This is a genomic window from Micromonospora sp. LOL_025, assembly GCF_048060285.1.
In the GTDB taxonomy this organism is placed as follows: Bacteria; Actinomycetota; Actinomycetes; order Mycobacteriales; family Micromonosporaceae; genus Micromonospora.
The window spans coordinates 1-15,760 of sequence record NZ_JBHMIR010000031.1 but is presented as its reverse complement, the minus strand read 5'-3'; the positions used below and the strand labels follow the sequence as shown (position 1 = coordinate 15,760).

The following is a 15,760-nucleotide window of genomic DNA, read 5'->3' as shown; positions in this document are numbered from 1 at the left end:
ACCGGCCGCCCCGGGCCGGCGGGGCGGAGCGGAACGGCCGACCGGGAGCGCTGCCCCGGGGCGACGAACCGGTCGAAAGCCCTCACCCCGGCGTCCTGGCAGGTCGCGGGCCCGGCGCCCGTTCCCGGGCGACCTACACTGGTGCCGTGAGGCAATCAGCATGACCAGCAGCGAACGGCGGGCCGCGCCGGGCGGTCACATCTGCTGGTCGTACGACGACCTGGAATCCCTCGCCGACCAGGCGGAGCGCCACCTCGCCACGAGCCTCGCCGCCGGCGAGCGCTTCTGGTATGTGACGCCGCGCCCCTCGGACCTGGTGGCCGAGCGGCTGCGCGCGCTGCCGAGCTTCACCGACGCCGTGCGCCGGGGCGCCGCCGCGGTGGTCCCCCTGGTCTCGACCTACTCACCCGACCAGGTCGTCGACCCGGCGGCGCAGGTCGCCGCCTACGCGGCGGCCACGGACGAGGCGCTGGCCGCCGGCCACACCGGGCTGCGCGTGGTCGCGGAGGCCACCGAGCTGGTCCGCACCCCGGCCCAGCTCGACCTCTTCACCCGCTACGAGCACCTCGTCGACCGCTACATGCGCACCCGGCCGTTCAAGGCCATGTGCGCCTACCACCGGCTGAAGCTGGGCGACCGGACGGTCACCGAGCTGGCCTGCATGCACCCGCAGACCAACGTCGAGGACCTGCTGTTCCAGTTGTACGCCGTGGCTCCCGTCGACGGGCACGCCGCGCTCGCCGGCGAGCTGGACATGTCGAACCACGAGCTGTTCCGCACCGCCCTGGACCGCGCCGACCTGCGGCCCACCGACGGTGAGCTGGTGCTGTCGGCGGCCAACCTGCGCTTCGTGGACCACCGCGCCCTGACCCTGCTGGCCGAGTACGCGCACCGCCGCGGCGCGACCGCCGTGCTGCGCACCCCCCGCTCGGCCGCGGCCCGCCTGGCGGAGCTGCTGCACCTGCCCGGCGTGCGGGTGGAGGTCACATCATGAGGACGGGTGCGGCCACCCACCACCACGGCTACTACCACGAGGCCGTGCGCTACGACTCCGACGACGAGCTGCTCGCCGTGGCGGTGCCGTTCCTGCTCGGCGGCGTCGAGGCCGGCGAGCCGACCTTCGTCGCGCTGGGCGAGCGCACCGGCGCGCTGGTCCGCTCGGCGCTGCCGGCCGGTTGCGGGGTCGAGTTCCTGCCCGGCGGTGACGTCTACGCCCGGCCCGCCGCCGCCATCCGCTCCTACCGCCAGCTCCTCGCCGAGCAGGTGGCCGCCGGCGCCGGGCAGATCCGGATCATCGGTGAGGTGCCCCCGGTCTCGTTCGGCGCGACCTGGGACTGGTGGGCCCGCTACGAGTCGGCGATAAACCACGCGTACGACGACTTCCCCCTGTGGAGCATGTGCGCGTACGACACCCGGATCACGCCGCCGGAGGTGCTGGCGGACGTGGCCCGTACGCACCCCCGGTTCGCCACCCCCGACGGGCGGCACGTGCCCAGCCCGACCTGGACGCCGCCGAGGGAATACCTGCGGCAGGGCCCACGGGTCGTGCCCGACCCCCTCCAGGCGCAGCCGCCGGCCCTGGAACTGACCGACCCGACGGCGGCCGAGGCACGCGCCGCCGTGCACAAGGCCGACCAGGGCCAGCTGCCGGTCGACGACGTGGAGGACCTGGTCGTCGCGGTCAGCGAGATCGTCACCAACGCGCTGCGCCACGGCAGGCCGCCGGTCCGACTGCGCGTCTGGGCCGGCGACGAACGCATCGTGGCGACGGTCAGCGACGGCGGCGACGGGCCGGGTGATCCGTTCTGCGGGCTGCTCCCCGTGTCCGACGGCAACCCGGGCGGGCTCGGCCTCTGGATCACCTACCAGTCCTGCAACCATGTGACCTGGCAGCGCGACGGCGCCGGGTTCACGCTCCGGCTGACGGCCGGGAAGGCGTACACCGGCTGACCGGCGCGACCCGGACGGCCTCGCGGTCGGGCGGGCCCTCCCCGAGGACGGGCGCCGGCCGACGGGGCCGACGCCGGTGGTACCAGGCGGCGAAGAGGGCGGTGGCGAGCAGCAGTTCGGCGACGTCGCCGCCGTAGTACATCAACCGGGCCGCCGCGCGCAGCGCCGCGACGTCCCGGTCGGGCAGCCCGGGCGGCAGGGTGGCGGCGTGCGCGTAGAGGTACTTGGCCAGCACGGCGTGCCCGGCCCCCGCGCCGAGCAGCGCGCCGGCCCGCACCGCCAGGCCGGGCCGGCGCGGGGCCGGATCCGGGCCGGCCACCGACCAGGCGAGCAGGTAGCCGGCGGCGACGTAGTGCAGGTGCAGGGCGTGGTGCAGCACCGGGTTCCCCTCGGCCGCCGCGTAGAGCGGGGTGAGCAGCACCAGCGCCAGCCCGCCGGTGGTGAGCAGCGCCGCCGTCACCGGATGGGCGAGCACGTGCACCGGCCCCGCCCGCAGGAGCCGGCCCACCCGGCGGCCGACCGGCGGGGGCACGACCCGCAGCAGCAGGGTCACCGGCGCGCCGAGGGCCAGCGCGAGCGGCGCGACCATGCCCAGCAGCAGGTGCTGGGCCATGTGGACGCGCGGGTCGCCGGGCCCGCCCGTCAACGGGCCGAGGGCGACCGCGAGCACGGCGCAGCCGGCCAGCCAGGCGACCGTACGCCGGCGACGCCAGCCGCGCCGGTCCCGGGACACGGCCAGCAGGTAGCCGGCGGCGAGCAACGCGACCGCCGCGAGCGGCAGCGGGGCCGGCCCGGCGGCGGCACCGGTGTGCGCGAGCGCCGTCACCGGGCGTCGCGGCCGGAGCGGGACCGCACCCGCCAGGTCACCCACGCGCCGAGCAGCAGCAGCGCCACCGCCGCCACGTTCCACACCACGTCGTACGGGAGCAGGTGGACCCCGTAGCGGATCTGGTGCAGCCGCAGCACCTTGTGGTCGACGATCCCGTCGAAGAGCTGGAACGCCCCGGCACCGAGCAGGAACCCGCCCCAGGCGGCCCGGGGCACCAGGGCACCCTGGCGGCGCAGGTCGGCGAACCAGAAGAAGCCGCCGACCAGGGCGAGCAGCTCGGCCGAGTGCAGCAACCCGTCGGAGAGCAGCCCGACGGAGGGGGTGGACCGGTCGTAGAAGTGGTGCCACCCGAGGATCTGGTGGAAGACGATCTCGTCGACGGCGGCCATCACCGCCACCCCGATCACCGCGGCGGCGAGGACCGAGCGGCGAAGATCAGGTGCGCCGGAGCGGTTCACCGGCGGGCCAGGCGGTCGGCCAGCGCGGCGCGCAGATCATCCATGCCGGCGCCGGTCAGCGCCGACACGGCGACCGCCCCGGGATGGACACGCCGCAGGGCGTCGACCCACTCCCCCGGGGCCACGTCGATCTTGTTGAGCACCAGCAGTTCCGGCACGTCGCCGGCGCCGATCTCGTGCAGCACACCGTGCACGGTGGTGATCTGGTCGAGGGCGTCGGGCGCGGAGGCGTCCACCACGTGCAGCGCGAGGTCGCTGCGGCTGACCTCGTCCAGTGTCGAACGGAACGCGTCGACCAGCTGGTGCGGCAGGTGCCGGACGAACCCGACCGTGTCGGTGACGGTGAACAGCACCTCGCCGACGCGTACCCGGCGCACCGTCGGGTCGAGGGTCGCGAAGAGCACGTCCTGCACCTGCGCGTCCGCCCCGGTCAGCCGGTTGAGCAGGGCGGACTTGCCGGCGTTCGTGTAGCCGGTGATAGACACCGAGGGGACCTGGTTGCGGGCTCGCCGCTCCCGGTTGCGGTCCCGCCGCCGGGTCAGCTCCGAGGCGTTGCGGCGCAGCCGGGTGGCCCGCTGGCGCAGCCGGCGGCGCTGGGTCTCCAGCCGCATCTCACCGGGACCGCGCACACCCATGCCCGCGCCGCCGGCCATCCGGCCGCCGCCGATGCGGGACATCGAGCGCCCGTCGCCGCGCAGCCGCGGCAGCTGGTACGCGATCTGCGCCAGCTCCACCTGCACCCGGCCCTCGCTGGTGCGGGCGTGCTCGGCGAAGATGTCCAGGATCAGCGCGGTGCGGTCGACCACCCGTACGCCGACCCGCTCCTCCAGGTTGCGTACCTGCCCGGGGGTCAGCTCGCCGTCGGCGATCACGAGGTCGGCGCCGGTCCGCTCGGTGAGGGCGGCCAACTCGTCGACCTTGCCGGAGCCGACGAAGGTCGCCGGGTCGGGGCGGGGCCGGTTCTGCACCACCTCGTCGACGACGGCCAGCCCGTCGGTGTCGGCGAGCCGGCGCAGCTCGGCCAGCGACACCTCCGTACCCGGCTCGGTGTCTCCCGTCTCGTCCTGGTGCACCGCGACCAGCACGGCCGTCGGCCGTGCCGCCGGAGCGCCGGAGCCGTTGCCCAGCAACCACGATCCCGCCATCTCAGAACCTCGCCTCGCTCGCGTCCCCCCGAACTACCCGGGACCGGCCGAACCATGCGGAACTTCCCGGCCGGCGGGGCGGAGCGTTCCGGTGGCACGGGTCACGACCGGCGGACGGCGCGCGGGCCCGGAGGTACCTTCGGCGGGCGGGCGACGATCGTTTCCCGGGCGCGGAAGAAGCAGACCCCAGGAGGACACGGCCGTGCCGGACGCCGAGGAACTGGTCAACGACGCGCTCGCGGCGGTACGCGGCACCGACGTACGCCTCGCGGAGCGGCAGCTGGACCGGCTGATGATCGGGTCGGGCGCCGCGGACGGCGCGGCCGCGGTGGACGCCGCGCTCCTGCGCCGCCTGGCCCGGGGCGTCGGGCGGCTGGCCCGGCACGGCTGGCAGCCGGTGGACCTCGGCCGGCTCGCCGACCGCCGACTCGGCCCCCGGGCGGCCGGGCTGGTCACCGACGCGCTCGCCGCGCAGCGCCGCGAGCTGGCCGACCCGGTGCCGCCGTGGTGGGACGACCAGCTGCGCGACCTGGGCGCCCGGGTGTGGTGGTCCGACGACGAGGGCCACCTGGCCGCCTGGTCCGCCCGCGCCGGCTGCGACCGGTTCACCGCGCTGCGGGCGGCGGTCGACGCGCTGGCCCTGGTCGAGGGGCTCCCGCCGATCGCCGTGCTGCGCCCGCCGCCCGGCGCGCCCGGGAGGGCCGTCGCGCGCGGCGGGTCGGGCAGCGGCTCGCGGATGCTCGACCGGGTGCGGGCGCTGCTGGCCAAGGCCGAGTCGACCACCTACCCGGCCGAGGCGGAGGCGCTGACCGGCAAGGCCCAGGAGCTGATCGCCCGGCACAGCATCGACCAGGCGCTGCTGGCGGGCGTCGCCGAGCCCGCCGACCGGCCCGGCGGGGTGCGCCTCGGCACCGAGGCCCCGTACGCGGGCGCGAAGGCGCTGCTGGCGCAGGAGGTGGCGGCGGCGAACCGCTGCGAGGCGGTCTGGTCCGACGACCTCGGGTTCACCACCGTGCTGGGCTGGCCGGCCGACCTGGAGGCGGTCGAGCTGCTCTACACCTCGCTGCTGGTACAGGCCACCGCCGCGATGCTGCGCGGCCGGGGGGAACGGCGGGCCAAGGGCACCGGCCGGCGGACCCGGGACTACGACGAGTCCTTCCTCAACGCCTTCGCGCTGCGGATCGGCGAGCGGCTGCGGGCCGCCACCGACGCGGCCGACCGGGAGGCGACGGCGCAGGCCGGGCCGGAGCGGCTGCTGCCGGTGCTCGCCACCCGCGCCGAGGCGGTACGCGAACGCCTCGACACGCTCTTCCCCGGCGTCGTCCGGGGCCGGCTCACCGTGCGCGACGCCGAGGGCTGGTCGTCGGGCACCTCCGCCGCCGACCGCGCCTCGCTCGGCGCCGGCCCCGCCCCGAAGCGCCAGGTACGCGGCCGGCGCTGAGATCCCGCACGGCCGGCTGTCGGAACCGGCGGGTCGGCTCCGACTCCTCACCGGAGACGCGCCACCATGGGCGCGGCCGACGAGCGAGGAGCACCCGATGAAGTACATGCTGCTGATCTGGAACCGCCCGGGGTTCGTGGAGGGGCTGTCGGAACAGGAGCGCACCGCGCTCTTCGGCGAGGTCGACGAGCTCATGCGGGAACTGACCGAGTCGGGCGAGTTCCTCGTCGGCCAGGCCCTGGCCGACGCGTCGCAGGCGCGTACGGTCCGGCTGGCCGGTGACCGGCCGGAGGTCACCGACGGGCCGTACATGGAGAGCAAGGAACAGTTCGCCGGCTACCTGATGGTCGACTGCGACAGCCCCGAGCGGGCCGCCGAGATCGCCGCCAGCTGGCCGGACGTGCGGCGTGGCTTCGGCGTGCTGGAGGTGCGGGCGGTCATGGACGAGGCCGGGACGGAGATGTGAGCGGAGGGCACCTGGAGGACCTGCTGCGCGACCTGGCGCCGCAGGTCCTCGGCCTGCTCGTCCGTCGGCACGGCCAGTTCGACGCCGCCGAGGACGCCGGGCAGGAGGCGCTGCTCGCCGCCGCCGTGCAGTGGCCGGGGCAGGGCGTGCCGGACAACCCCCGGGCCTGGTTGCTCACCGTCGCCACGCGCCGGCTGACCGACGAGTGGCGCAGCGAGCGCGCCCGGCGGGACCGGGAGGCCGCGCTGGCCGCCCGCGAGCCGGCGTACGCGACGGTCGCGCCGGCCGCCGACGAACAGCCACCGGCGGGGGACGACACCCTGGCCCTGCTGTTCCTCTGCTGCCATCCGGCACTGGCCCGGTCGGCTCAGGTCGCGCTGACGCTGCGGGCGGTCGGCGGCCTCACCACCGCGCAGATCGCGAGGGCGTACCTCGTGCCCGAGGCGACGATGAGCCAGCGCGTCCGCCGGGCCAAGCAGCGGATCGAGGCCGCCGGGGCGCGGTTCACGATGCCCGACCCCGGGGACCGGCACGAGCGGCTGCGGGCCGTGCTCCAGGTGCTCTACCTGATCTTCAACGGGGGGTACACCGCGTCCAGCGGCCCGGACCTGCACCGGGCCGACCTGACCACCGAGGCGATCCGGCTGGCCCGGCTGGTGCACCGGCTGCTCCCGGGCGACGGCGAGGTGACCGGGTTGCTGGCGTTGATGCTGCTCACCGACGCGCACCGGGCCGCCCGCACCGGGCCGGCCGGGGAGCTGGTCCCGCTCGCCGAGCAGGACCGCGACCGCTGGGACCACGCCGCCATCGCCGAGGGGACCGCGCTCGTCACCGAGGCGTTGACCTGGTCACCGCCCGGCCCGTACCAGCTCCAGGCGGCGATCGCCGCCGTGCACGCCGAGGCCCCGTCCGCCGGGCGCACCGACTGGCGACAGATCCTGGCGCTCTACCGGCTGCTCGCCCGGACCGCCCCGAGCCCGATGGTCACCCTGAACCAGGCCGTCGCGGTGGCCATGGTGGACGGGCCCAGTGCCGGCCTGGCCCTGCTCGCCCTGCTCGACGACGACTACCGCACGGCCGGGCACCACCGGCTCGCCGCCGTCCGCGCCCACCTGCTGGAGCTGGCCGGCGAGCCGGAGCGGGCGCGGGCGGCGTACCTGGCGGCGGCCCGGGGGACGACGAGCCTGCCGGAGCAGCGCTACCTGGAGTTGCGGGCAGCCCGGCTGACGGGGACCGATGAGTTCCGGTGCCCGCGGGAGTCACATTGACGGACGCCGGCCGGCGTGCAACACGGGGTGCAGGCCGGCCGGCGGCCCGCGTCAGGTGTCAGGCGTCGGTGCTGCCGGGCGACGTGCCCACCGACTTCAGGCGCGGCACTCGCGGGTCAGCTTCGGTGGGATTCCGGTGAAGGTGGAGTCCATCCAGGCGGCCGGCCGGGACGCCCGGGAACCGGCGTCGATCCGGTCGGCGGTCTCCTGGATCAGGGCGCGGATCTCCGGGTCGGCGGCGCGGCGGGCCTGCCCGCGTACGTCGTCCGCCAGCTCCGCCAGGTTGCGCCGGAGCTGGTCGGCGACCTGCTCACCGGTGAGGTCGCGGGTGACCGAGGCGGCCGAGTCGGTGGCGATCCGCCGGCTGCCCGCGACGATGACCCGGTCGACCTCGCGGCAGACCTCGGCGGTGTTGGCGGCGGTCGTGGCGACCGGGGACGGGCTCGGGGCGGCGCTCGCCGGCGCAGTCGGGCTCGGCGGGGTCGCGCCGGTCCGGGCGGCCTCCTCCCGCGCGGTGTCCTGGCATCCCACGGCCAGCACCCCGAGCGCCACCGTGGCGGCGGCGCGGCGCGCGTAGACGACGGATCGGGACACGGGACCTCCCGTTCGGGGCTCTCGGCCGTCCGGGGGTGACGGCACGGGTTCGGCCGGCGCCGGCAGGCTCGACCTGCCAACGAGTGGCGCCTCCCGCGGGACACGCCGGTACGCCCTCCGCCGGGTCGGCTCAGGACCGATCCGGCGGAGGGCGCGTACGCGGGTCAGCTCTTGAAGGCGTCCTTGATCTTCTCGCCGGCCTGCTTGAGCTTGGCGCTGGCCTGGTCGTTGCGCCCCTCGGCCTCGAGCCGCTCGTTGTCGGTGGCCCGGCCGGCGCCTTCCTTCAGCTTGCCGGCCGCATCCTCGGTCGTGTTGTTGATCTTATCGTCGAAACCCATGTCAACCTCCCGATTGGCGGTGCCGGTACGCCCTTCGAATACCCCGCACCGCCACCGTCCAACCGTCCCGGTCACCCACCGCCGGCGGACGGCGTGGGCCGGCGGGCCGGCGGACCGCCGCGACTCGTGCCGCCGGCCCCTGGCGGATGGGGCCGGCGGCACGGTGCGGAGGGCTCAGGCGACCGGGCGGAAGCCCCGCAGCCGGAGGCTGTTGGCGACCACGAAGACCGAGGAGAAGGCCATCGCGGCGCCGGCGATCATCGGGTTCAGCAGGCCGGCGGCGGCCAGCGGCAGGGCGGCCACGTTGTAGGCGAAGGCCCAGAACAGGTTGCCCTTGATGATGCCGAGGGTGCGCCGGGCGAGCCGGATCGCGTCCACGGCGGCCATCAGGTCGCCCCGGACCAGGGTCAGGTCGGACGCCTCGATCGCCACGTCCGTGCCGGTGCCCATCGCCAGGCCGAGGTCGGACTGGGCCAGCGCGGCGGCGTCGTTGACCCCGTCGCCGACCATCGCCACCGCCCGCCCCTCGTCCTGGAGCCGCCGCACGACGTCGACCTTGTCGGCGGGCAGCACCTCGGCGATCACCTCGTCGATGCCCAACTCGGCGGCCACGGCGCGGGCGACGGTGGTGTTGTCGCCGGTCAGCAGCACCGGCGTCAGGCCGAGCGACCGGAGCTGCGCGATCGCCGCCCGGCTCGTCGGTCGGACCAAGTCGGCCACCGCGAGGACCCCGCGGGCCCGGCCGTCCCAGCCGGCCAGCACCGCCGTCCGCCCCTTCGCCTCCGCCGTGGCCGCCGCCCGCGCGACCTCCTCCGGTACGTCGAGGCCGTGCTCGCGCAGCAGTCGGGGCCGGCCGATCAGCACCTCCCGACCGTCGACCGTCCCGCTCACGCCGAGCCCCTCGGCGTTGACGAAGCCGGTCACCGGCGGCAGCGTGCCCGCCTCGGCCGCCCCGGCGGCGACGGCCCGGGCGATCGGGTGCTCGGACGCGGACTCCAGCGCGCCGGCGAGCCGCAGCAGCTCGGCGCGCTCCTCGCCGGCGGCCGGGACCACGTCCACCAGGGTCATCCGGCCGGTGGTGACGGTGCCGGTCTTGTCCAGCACGACGGTGTCCACCTGCTTGGTGGACTCCAGCACCTCCGGGCCCTTGATCAGCACGCCGAGCTGCGCGCCCCGGCCGGTGCCGACCAGCAGCGCGGTCGGCGTGGCCAGCCCGAGGGCGCACGGGCAGGCGATGATCAGCACCGCCACGGCGGCGGTGAACGCGGCGGTGCCGCCCGACCCGCTGCCGAGCCACCAGCCGAGGGTGCCCACCGCGAGGGCGATCACGATCGGCACGAAGACGCCGGAGATCCGGTCGGCCAGCCGCTGCACCGCCGCCTTGCCGGTCTGCGCCTGCTCGACCAGCCGGGCCATCTGGGCCAGTTGGGTGTCGCCGCCGATGCGGGTGGCGGTGACCACCAGCCGGCCGCCCGCGTTGACGGTCGCGCCGACCACGGAGTCGCCCGGGCCGAACTCGACCGGGACGGACTCGCCGGTGAGCATGCTGGCGTCGACCGCCGAGGTGCCCTCGTCGACCACGCCGTCCGTGGCGATCTTCTCGCCGGGGCGCACCACGAACCGGTCCCCCACCACGAGCTGGTCCACCGGGATCCGGGTCTCCGTGCCGCCGCGCAGCACCGCGACGTCCTTGGCGCCCAGTTCGAGCAGGGCGCGCAGGGCCGCGCCGGCGGTCCGCTTCGCCCGCGCCTCGAAGTAGCGGCCGGCGAGGATGAACACGGTCACCCCGGCCGCCGCCTCCAGGTAGATGTTGCCGGCGCCGTCGGAGCGGTTGATGGCGAGACTGAACGGGTGGGTCATCCCCGGCGTCCCGGCCGTGCCGAGGAAGAGCGCCCAGACCGACCAGCCGAACGCCGCCAGGGTGCCGAGCGACACCAGGGTGTCCATGGTCGCCGCGCCGTGCCGCAGGTTGATCCAGGCCGCCCGGTGGAAGGGCAGCCCGCCGTAGACCACGACCGGGGCGGCCAGGGTCAGCGACAGCCACTGCCAGAAGTCGAACTGCCAGGCCGGCACCATCGCCAGCACGATCACCGGCACGGTGAGCACGGCCGAGACCCACAGCCGGGTACGCAGGCCGCGCAGCTCGTCCACCGGCTCGGCGGCCGGTGCGCCACCGGCGGGCGTGGGCGGGGGCGGCAGGGCCGCCGTGTAGCCGGTCTTCTCCACCGTGGCGATCAGTTCGTCCGGGGTGACCTCGTCGGCGTACCGGACGGTGGCCTTCTCGGTGGCGTAGTTGACGGTGGCGGTCACCCCGTCCATCCGGTTCAGCTTCTTCTCGATCCGGGCGGCGCAGGAGGCGCAGGTCATGCCGCCGATCGCCAGCTCGATCTGGTTCGGCGCCGTCAGCAGGGGCTTGGTGGTCATCACGCTTCCCGTCAGTCGTGCCCGTGGCCGGGGACGCCGTGGCCGGCGTCGGCGGTCGGGGAGCTCGTGGCGGCGGGCGTGCCCGCCGTCGGGGAGCCGGTCGCGGCCGGGACACCCGGCGCGGTCGGGCTGCCGGCGACGACGGTGAACTCGGCGGTACGCACGACGCCGCCGTGCTTGAAGTCCAGGTAGAGCCGGTAGGCGCCCGCCGACGGCATCTCCGCCGAGAAGCTCACCTCGGGGCCGGGCCGCGTCCGCCCGTCGCCCGGCTCGCCGTGCGGGTGCACGTGCAGGTACGCCAGGTCGCCCTGGCGCAGCGCCACCAGGTGGCCGTACGCGCCCAGGTAGGGCTCCAGGTCGGTGACCGGCGCGCCGTCGCGGCTCACGGTCAGGGTCAGCTCGGCGGTGCGGCCGGGCTGCGGGGCGCCGGCGAGCGTGACGGTGTAGCCGTCGACCGTGGTGCTGGTCGCCGGCGCGGGCAGGGGCCGCCCGGTCAGCGCGCCGGGGACGGTCACGTCGACGCCGAGGGTCAGCGCCTCGCCCCCGGTCGGGGTGAAGTCGGCGAACGCGCGCCAGACGCCGGGCCCGGCGAGCGGCGAGTCGACCCGCCAGGTGCCGTCGGGCGCCATCTCCGGGTGCACGTGCCGGAAGCCGGAGAGGTCGCGGCGGGCCACGATCAGGTGCATGCGCTTGTCGTGTGCCACGTCGTACGCGGTCACCGCCCGGCCGTCCGGTCCGGTGACCTGGAAGGCGAACTGCCCGGCCGGGGCGTCCACCGGACGCAGGGTGTAGCCACGGTCGGAGACGAGCAGGCCGCCGGGCAGGTGCGCCGCCGCGCCGTTGTCGCCCCCGTGTCCGGCTCCGCCGTCGTTCCCGTGGCCCCCGGATGCGTCGTGCGGGGCCTCGGCGGGCGGCGCCACGGGGTCGGCCACCCGGCCGACCCCGTACGTCGCGCCGAACACCACCGCGAGGCCGAGGGCGAAACCGCTCAGCTTCGTCGCCGTGTTCATGATGTGCCTCGTTTCCCCCGTGCCCGATCTCAGACGCCGACGAGGTCGTAACCGGCCTCGTCGACGGCGGAGCGCACGGTGTCGGTTTCCAACGGGCCCTCGCTGGTGACGGTGACCCGACCGGCGGCGACGTCGACCTGGACGTCGCTGACGCCCGGGATCGCGCCGACCTCGGTGCTGACCGCGGTGGCGCAGTGCCCGCAGGTCATGCCCTGCACCTGGTACGTCGTGGTGATCATCGAACTCTCCTCTCGCCGCCCCAGCCTATACCCCCCCGGGGTAAATCGGAGGCGGACCGGTGCCCGCGTCCTGTACCGGTACCCGGTGGGGGTATCCGGCCAGGAACGAACGTACCATACCCCCGAGGGGTACGGTATCCTCGTCCCCATGACCACACCGACGCCCACCCCGACCAGGGGATACACCGCCACCAAGGATCAGCTGCTCGCGCGGCTGCGCCGCGTCGAGGGGCAGGTCCGTGGCATCGAGAAGATGGTCGACGAGGACCGCTACTGCATCGACGTGCTCACCCAGATCTCCGCGATCCAGGCCGCCCTGGACAAGGTCGCGCTCGGCCTGCTCGACGGGCACGCCCGGCACTGCATGCACGAGGGCGCGGCCGAGGGGCGCGCCGACGAGATGGCCACCGAGATGATGGCCGCCGTCGGCCGCCTGATGAAGCGCGGCTGACCCGCCCGGCACCCGGCCCCGCGACGAAACGCGGGCCCCACGGGGACGCCACACGCCGACACCACCCGCACGACCTGCGCCCGGATGCCGGGGTGGCTACCATTCGGCCGGTGGCCCTCCGGATTCCGCACCGCCCGCCCCGCGCGCCCCGCCGGGCGGCGGCACCGACCGCCCGCGACCGGACGGAGGCCCGGGACCGCGGTACGTGACCGCGCCGCCACGCGGAAGCGATCCCCGTCCCGCCCACGCGGCGACGGGTGAACCGACCGGCCCGCCGGCACGTACCCCGCCCCGGATTCGTTGGGAGAAACTCGTTGGGCGCCGACCACACCCGTCCCGCTCCGTCCGCCCCGCCGAGGGTGCGGCGGATCCTCGTCGCGACGGTGGTGCCCCTCTTCGTCGCCACGCTCGTCGCCGCCCTGGTGCTGTGGCCGTGGGACGCGCCCGACCCGCCGGCCGGCACCGACGCGCCCCGTTACCACGGCACGGTGACGCGGGTCGTCACGGAGCCGTGCCCGCCCGCCCCGGAGACCCCGGAGGGAAGCCCCGGCGGGACCCGGGGCCCCTGCGGCACGGTCACCGTACGGGTGCAGGACGGTCCCGACGCCGGCCAGCAGGTGGAGACGCCGGTGCCCGCCGGCCCCGGCGCGCCGACCGTCGCCGTGGACGACGAGATCATCCTGGTCGAGCTCACCGATCCCGCCGACCCCACTGCCAGCACCTACAACATCGCCGAGCACCAGCGCGGCAAGCCGCTGGTCTGGCTGGTGGCGCTCTTCGCGGCCGCCATCGTCGCCTTCGGACGGTGGCGCGGGCTGGCCGCGCTGGCCGGCCTGGCGGCGAGCTTCGCCATCCTGCTGACCTTCGTGCTGCCGGGCATCGGTGCCGGGAGCCCGCCCCTGCTGGTCGCGGTCGTCGGCGCCGCGCTGATCATGTTCGTGGTGCTCTACCTGACCCACGGCGTGACCGCGCAGACCTCGGTCGCCGTGCTCGGCACGTTGGGCAGCCTGGTGCTGACCGGCGTCCTCGGCACGATCGCCACCGCCGCGACCCACCTGACCGGGTTCGGCTCCGAGGACGCCACCACGCTGTCGATGTACCAGGCCGACGTCGACCTGCACGGGCTGCTGCTGGCCGGGATCATCATCGGCTCGCTCGGCGTGCTGGACGACGTCACGGTGACCCAGGCCGCCACGGTCACCGAGCTGGCACACGCCGACCCCGAGCTGTCCCGGACGCAGCTCTACCGGGCGGCGACCCGGGTCGGCCGGGCGCACATCGCCTCGACGGTGAACACCATCGTGCTGGCGTACGCCGGCGCCTCCCTGCCGGTGCTGCTCCTGCTGACGGCCGACTCGCGGGCGGTGACCCAACTTCTCACCAGCGAGTTCCTCGCCCAGGAGATCGTCCGCAGCGCGGTCGCCACCCTGGGCCTGATCGCCGCCGTGCCACTGACCACCGGCCTGGCGGCCCTGGTGACCACGGCCGGCCGCCGCGGCGGGGACGCCACCGACCGCGCCGCGCCCGCGCCCGCGCCGACGCCCCGGCCGGCCGCCGACCGGTCCGAGGCGCTGGAGGCCCTCAGCGGGCCGCGCGGAGACACGCCGTCCGCCGCTCCCGCCGGATGGCCCGACCGGGACAGGAGCACGGACACCGCATGGTGACACTCCTCAGCGTGACCGAACAGGACGTACGGCCTGATAAACGCGTCACTGCTCACCGTCCGCCATTACGAAATAACGCATTTAGTCGGCTTAGGGACGTAGATCCCCGGGAGTGTTCTCGGGTAACCTCGCTGCCGGTCACCGCCGAAGGCGCGCAGCGGCGCCTGCGGTGCCGCCGCCCAATCGCCGCGAGGCGAACCGGGGACCCAGGTACGTGGGGTGAATCCGCGACAGCGGTAGGGGCCACTTCCGCCCCGAACCCGTCAGCTAACCCGGTCGGCGGTCGACGGAAGGGAAAACTGTGACGGCACCCCTACGCCGCTGGTTGACGCCCGTGGTGGCCGTACTCGCCGCCCTGGCGGTCTTCGCCGGGCCCCTCCCGGCGGCGGCGGCGCCCACCCCGCCCCAGCCGTCCGGGCACGGCGACGACGAGCCCAAGCTGCTCGACGACCTCATCGAGGCCCGGAACCGGTCCTACGTGCAGGCCAAGGCGAAGCTGAAGAAGTCGGAGGAGCGCCAGCTCGAACTGGCCCTGGAGGTCAACCGGGCGCAGGCCGAGCTGGACGCGCTGGCCCCCCAGGTCAGCCAGATCGCCGCCCAGTCCTACCGCACCGGGCGGATCGGCGCGGTGTCCATGCTGCTGGACACCGCCAGCCCCGACTCGTTCGTCAGGCGCGCCGCCGCCCTCGACGAGCTCAACCTGGTCAACTCCAAGAAGCTGGCCGAGGTGAACGCGATCAAGGACCGCGCCGAGCAGGCCAAGCTGGCGCTCGACGCCGAGGTCCGTGAGCAGCAGAAGCTGACGAACGAGATGGCGCGCGGCAAGCGCGAGGCGGAGAAGGCGCTCGCGCTGGTCGGCGGCAGAGGGCTGACCAGCGGCAAGGTGGTGGCCACCTCGCCGGTGGCGAAGATCGCGCCGGGGCGTACCGCCGACGGCGACTGGAAGCCCCTGTCCTGCACCGAGAACGACCCCACCACCTCCGGCTGCATCACCGCGCGCACGCTGCACATGTACAAGGAGGTCAAGCGGGCCGGCTTCAACCGGTTCGTCGGCTGCTACCGCTCCGGCGGGCCGTACGAGCATCCGAAGGGCCGGGCCTGCGACTGGTCGCTGCAACGCAGCGGCTTCTCCCCCTGGCACAACGACGACACCTACATGTACGGCAACAACCTCACCGCGTTCCTGGTCCGCAACGCCGACCGGCTCGGCATCTACTACGTGATCTGGAACAGACAGATATGGTTCCCGGCGACCGGCTGGAAGTCCTACAGCGGCCCGTCGAACCACACCGACCACGTCCACGTGTCACTGCTCTAGCCGGGACCACACGCACACAGAGGGCCGCCCCCGCCGGACGCGGGAGCGGCCCTCTGTCGTCGTGCGGGCCCGCCGCGACGATCTGCCGGCGGGCGGGGACGCTCCTATGGCGCGTCAAGTGGCTGGGGTGGGTTTTCGAGGCGTCGGTAGAGGTCTCGGGCGACG

16 protein-coding genes and 1 riboswitch are annotated in these 15,760 nt (G+C 75.2%); of the genes, 8 read left to right on the top strand and 8 right to left on the bottom strand.

The annotated features are described in order from the left end of the window. Positions 1-160 precede the first annotated feature (160 nt). The gene (locus tag ACFHW0_RS26700; protein ID WP_416611918.1) at positions 161-994 is read left to right on the top strand and encodes an MEDS domain-containing protein; all 834 of its coding nucleotides are present in this window, start codon (positions 161-163) and stop codon (positions 992-994) included. After that, positions 991-1,950, top strand: a complete 960-nt coding sequence (locus ACFHW0_RS26695) for an anti-sigma factor RsbA family regulatory protein (protein ID WP_416611916.1) — start codon at positions 991-993, stop codon at positions 1,948-1,950. The genes ACFHW0_RS26700 and ACFHW0_RS26695 overlap by 4 nt, the downstream gene beginning before the upstream one ends. On the opposite strand, the gene ACFHW0_RS26690 is transcribed toward ACFHW0_RS26695, so the two are convergent. From ACFHW0_RS26690 to hflX, 3 genes are read right to left on the bottom strand one after another with little or no spacing between them, the layout of a single operon-like run. After that, positions 1,910-2,776 carry a cytochrome c oxidase assembly protein gene (locus ACFHW0_RS26690; RefSeq protein ID WP_416611914.1) on the bottom strand — a complete coding sequence of 289 codons (867 nt, stop codon included), beginning with the start codon at positions 2,774-2,776 and terminating at the stop codon, positions 1,910-1,912. The two genes, ACFHW0_RS26695 and ACFHW0_RS26690, sit on opposite strands and share 41 nt — an antisense overlap. Continuing rightward, a complete protein-coding gene (locus ACFHW0_RS26685) occupies positions 2,773-3,237 on the bottom strand; it encodes a DUF2243 domain-containing protein (protein WP_416611912.1) in 465 nt (154 codons plus the stop codon). The genes ACFHW0_RS26690 and ACFHW0_RS26685 overlap by 4 nt, the downstream gene beginning before the upstream one ends. Continuing rightward, complete coding sequence (gene hflX, locus ACFHW0_RS26680; protein ID WP_416611910.1) at positions 3,234-4,382, bottom strand: GTPase HflX; 1,149 nt, start codon at positions 4,380-4,382, stop codon at positions 3,234-3,236. The genes ACFHW0_RS26685 and hflX overlap by 4 nt, the downstream gene beginning before the upstream one ends. Positions 4,383-4,584: 202 nt before the next feature. Here hflX and ACFHW0_RS26675 point away from each other — a divergent pair, with 202 nt between their 5' ends. From ACFHW0_RS26675 to ACFHW0_RS26665, 3 genes are all read left to right on the top strand, one after another. After that, the gene (locus ACFHW0_RS26675; RefSeq protein ID WP_416611908.1) at positions 4,585-5,823 is read left to right on the top strand and encodes a DUF2786 domain-containing protein; all 1,239 of its coding nucleotides are present in this window, start codon (positions 4,585-4,587) and stop codon (positions 5,821-5,823) included. Between the two features lie 97 nt (positions 5,824-5,920). Then, positions 5,921-6,289, top strand: a complete 369-nt coding sequence (locus ACFHW0_RS26670; RefSeq protein WP_416611906.1) for a YciI family protein — start codon at positions 5,921-5,923, stop codon at positions 6,287-6,289. Continuing rightward, entirely contained in the window at positions 6,286-7,557 is a 1,272-nt protein-coding gene (locus ACFHW0_RS26665; RefSeq protein WP_416611904.1) for an RNA polymerase sigma factor, read from the top strand. The genes ACFHW0_RS26670 and ACFHW0_RS26665 overlap by 4 nt, the downstream gene beginning before the upstream one ends. A gap of 96 nt (positions 7,558-7,653) precedes the next feature. Here the strand turns inward: ACFHW0_RS26665 and ACFHW0_RS26660 are convergent, their stop codons facing one another. The 5 genes from ACFHW0_RS26660 to ACFHW0_RS26640 all read right to left on the bottom strand — a co-directional run bounded on the left by ACFHW0_RS26660 (position 7,654) and on the right by ACFHW0_RS26640 (position 12,162). Next, a complete protein-coding gene (locus tag ACFHW0_RS26660; RefSeq protein ID WP_416611902.1) occupies positions 7,654-8,151 on the bottom strand; it encodes a hypothetical protein in 498 nt (165 codons plus the stop codon). A gap of 164 nt (positions 8,152-8,315) precedes the next feature. Continuing rightward, positions 8,316-8,489 (bottom strand): CsbD family protein, encoded by a 174-nt coding sequence (locus ACFHW0_RS26655; RefSeq protein ID WP_121396938.1) that lies wholly within the window; start codon positions 8,487-8,489, stop codon positions 8,316-8,318. A 174-nt stretch (positions 8,490-8,663) separates the two neighbouring features. Then, entirely contained in the window at positions 8,664-10,913 is a 2,250-nt protein-coding gene (locus ACFHW0_RS26650; RefSeq protein ID WP_416611900.1) for a heavy metal translocating P-type ATPase, read from the bottom strand. A gap of 11 nt (positions 10,914-10,924) precedes the next feature. Next, on the bottom strand, positions 10,925-11,923 hold the full coding sequence (locus tag ACFHW0_RS26645) for a hypothetical protein (protein ID WP_416611898.1): 999 nt from the start codon (positions 11,921-11,923) through the stop codon (positions 10,925-10,927). Positions 11,924-11,952: 29 nt separating this feature from the next. Next, positions 11,953-12,162, bottom strand: coding sequence for a heavy-metal-associated domain-containing protein (locus tag ACFHW0_RS26640; protein ID WP_366641066.1), 210 nt, complete (start codon positions 12,160-12,162; stop codon positions 11,953-11,955). A gap of 148 nt (positions 12,163-12,310) precedes the next feature. Here ACFHW0_RS26640 and ACFHW0_RS26635 point away from each other — a divergent pair, with 148 nt between their 5' ends. The 3 genes from ACFHW0_RS26635 (at position 12,311) to ACFHW0_RS26625 (ending at position 15,595) form a co-directional block, all read left to right on the top strand. Continuing rightward, entirely contained in the window at positions 12,311-12,613 is a 303-nt protein-coding gene (locus ACFHW0_RS26635) for a metal-sensitive transcriptional regulator (RefSeq protein WP_250794911.1), read from the top strand. Positions 12,614-12,927: 314 nt separating this feature from the next. After that, positions 12,928-14,277 carry a YibE/F family protein gene (locus ACFHW0_RS26630; RefSeq protein WP_416611896.1) on the top strand — a complete coding sequence of 450 codons (1,350 nt, stop codon included), beginning with the start codon at positions 12,928-12,930 and terminating at the stop codon, positions 14,275-14,277. Positions 14,278-14,443: 166 nt separating this feature from the next. Further along, positions 14,444-14,575, top strand: a riboswitch (cyclic di-AMP (ydaO/yuaA leader). A gap of 3 nt (positions 14,576-14,578) precedes the next feature. Continuing rightward, a complete protein-coding gene (locus ACFHW0_RS26625) occupies positions 14,579-15,595 on the top strand; it encodes a coiled-coil domain-containing protein (RefSeq protein ID WP_416611894.1) in 1,017 nt (338 codons plus the stop codon). Positions 15,596-15,760 lie beyond the last annotated feature (165 nt).